Genomic DNA, 1,975 nt, shown 5'->3' on the forward strand with positions numbered 1-1,975 from the left:
CCCGCCTGGGACTCCCTCCTCGCCAAACTCATCGTCACCGGCGCCACCCGCGAACAAGCCCTCCAGCGCGCCGCCCGCGCCCTGGAAGAGTTCCAGGTCGAGGGCATGGCCACCGCCATCCCCTTCCACCGCGCGGTCGTCAAGGACCCCGCCTCCGCCCCCGAACTCACCGGCTCCCCCGACCCCTTCACCGTCCACACCCGCTGGATCGAGACCGAATTCGTCAACACCGTCCCGGCGTTCGTCCCCCCGGCGGCCGAGGGCGACGACGAGGCGGCCACCGAACGGGAGTCCGTGGTGGTCGAGGTCGGCGGGAAGCGGCTGGAGGTCTCGCTGCCCTCCTCGCTCGGGATGACCCTGGCCCGCACCGGCCTCGCCGCCGGCGCCAAGCCCAAGCGCCGCGACAAGAAGAAGACGGGATCGGCCATTTCGGGTGACGCGCTGGCGTCCCCGATGCAGGGCACGATCGTCAAGGTCGCCGTCGAAGAGGGCCAGGAAGTCAAGGAAGGCGACCTCATCGTCGTCCTCGAAGCCATGAAGATGGAACAGCCCCTCAACGCCCACCGCTCCGGCACCGTCAAGGATCTCGCGGCTGCGGTAGGCGCGTCCGTCACATCCGGCGCCACCATCTGCGAAATCAAGGGCTGAGGAGCCTATCGATGCTGAAGGAAGTCAAGCGCCTCGATCGGGTGGTCATTCGTTTTGCGGGTGATTCGGGTGACGGTATGCAGCTTACGGGTGACCGGTTCACGTCGGAGACTGCCTCGTTCGGTAATGATCTGTCGACGTTGCCGAACTTTCCCGCGGAGATCCGTGCGCCTGCCGGGACGCTGCCGGGGGTGTCGAGTTTCCAGCTGCACTTCGCCGACCACGACATCCTCACCCCTGGTGACGCCCCCAACGTCCTGGTCGCCATGAACCCCGCCGCCCTCAAAGCGAACCTGGCGGACGTGCCGCGCGGCGCGGACATCATCGTCAACACCGATGAGTTCACCAAACGCCCCATGGCCAAGGTCGGCTACCACACCTCTCCCTTGGAGGACGGGTCGCTGGACGCCTACCAGGTCCATCCCGTGCCCCTGACCACGCTGACGGTGGAAGCCCTCAAAGACTTCGGCCTGCCCCGCAAGGAGGCCGAGCGGTCGAAGAACATGTTCGCGCTCGGCCTGCTCAGCTGGATGTATCACCGCCCCACCGAAGCAACGGAGGCGTTCCTGCGGCGGAAGTTCGCCGCGAAGCCGGAGATCGCCGAGGCGAATGTGGCGGCGTTCCGGGCGGGCTGGAACTTCGGGGAGACCACCGAGGACTTCGCCGTCTCCTACGAAGTCGCCCCCGCCACCCAGGCCTTTCCCGCCGGGACCTACCGCAACATCTCCGGCAACCTCGCCCTGGCCTACGGCCTCATCGCCGCGTCCCGCCAGGCCGACCTGCCCCTCTACCTCGGCTCCTACCCCATCACCCCCGCCTCCGACATCCTCCACGAACTCGCCMRRCACAARAACTTCGGGGTCCGCACCTTCCAGGCCGAAGACGARATCGCCGGGATCGGCGCCGCCCTGGGCGCCGCCTTCGGCGGSTCCCTCGCCGTGACCACCACCTCCGGCCCSGGCGTGGCCCTGAAATCGGAGACCATCGGCCTGGCGGTGTCGCTGGAACTGCCGCTGCTCATCGTCGACATCCAGCGCGGCGGGCCCTCCACCGGCCTGCCCACCAAAACCGAACAGGCCGACCTCCTGCAAGCSATGTTCGGCCGCAACGGYGAAGCRCCCGTCCCCGTCATCGCCCCCCGCACSCCYGCGGACTGYTTCGAYGCGGYCCTGGACGCCGCCCGCATCGCCCTGACCTACCGCACCCCCGTCTTCCTGCTCTCCGACGGCTACCTCGCCAACGGCTCCGAACCCTGGCGCATCCCCGACACCAGTGAACTGCCCGACCTGCGCACCCAGTTCGCCACCCAGCCCAACCACCAGCTCGC

General features: G+C 68.5%; 2 protein-coding genes. Both read left to right on the forward strand.

Annotation, left to right across the window (positions count from 1 at the left end; genetic code table 11):
- The coding region (locus tag ACJA3G_RS35915; RefSeq protein ID WP_406557221.1) for a biotin/lipoyl-containing protein at window positions 1-648 on the forward strand (648 nt) is incomplete at its 5' end.
- Window positions 649-659: 11 nt separating this feature from the next.
- The coding region (locus ACJA3G_RS35920; protein ID WP_406557222.1) for a 2-oxoacid:acceptor oxidoreductase family protein at window positions 660-1,975 on the forward strand (1,316 nt) is incomplete at its 3' end.

Source organism: Streptomyces sp. YS-3, assembly GCF_045257485.1.
Taxonomy (GTDB): Bacteria; Actinomycetota; Actinomycetes; order Streptomycetales; family Streptomycetaceae; genus Streptomyces.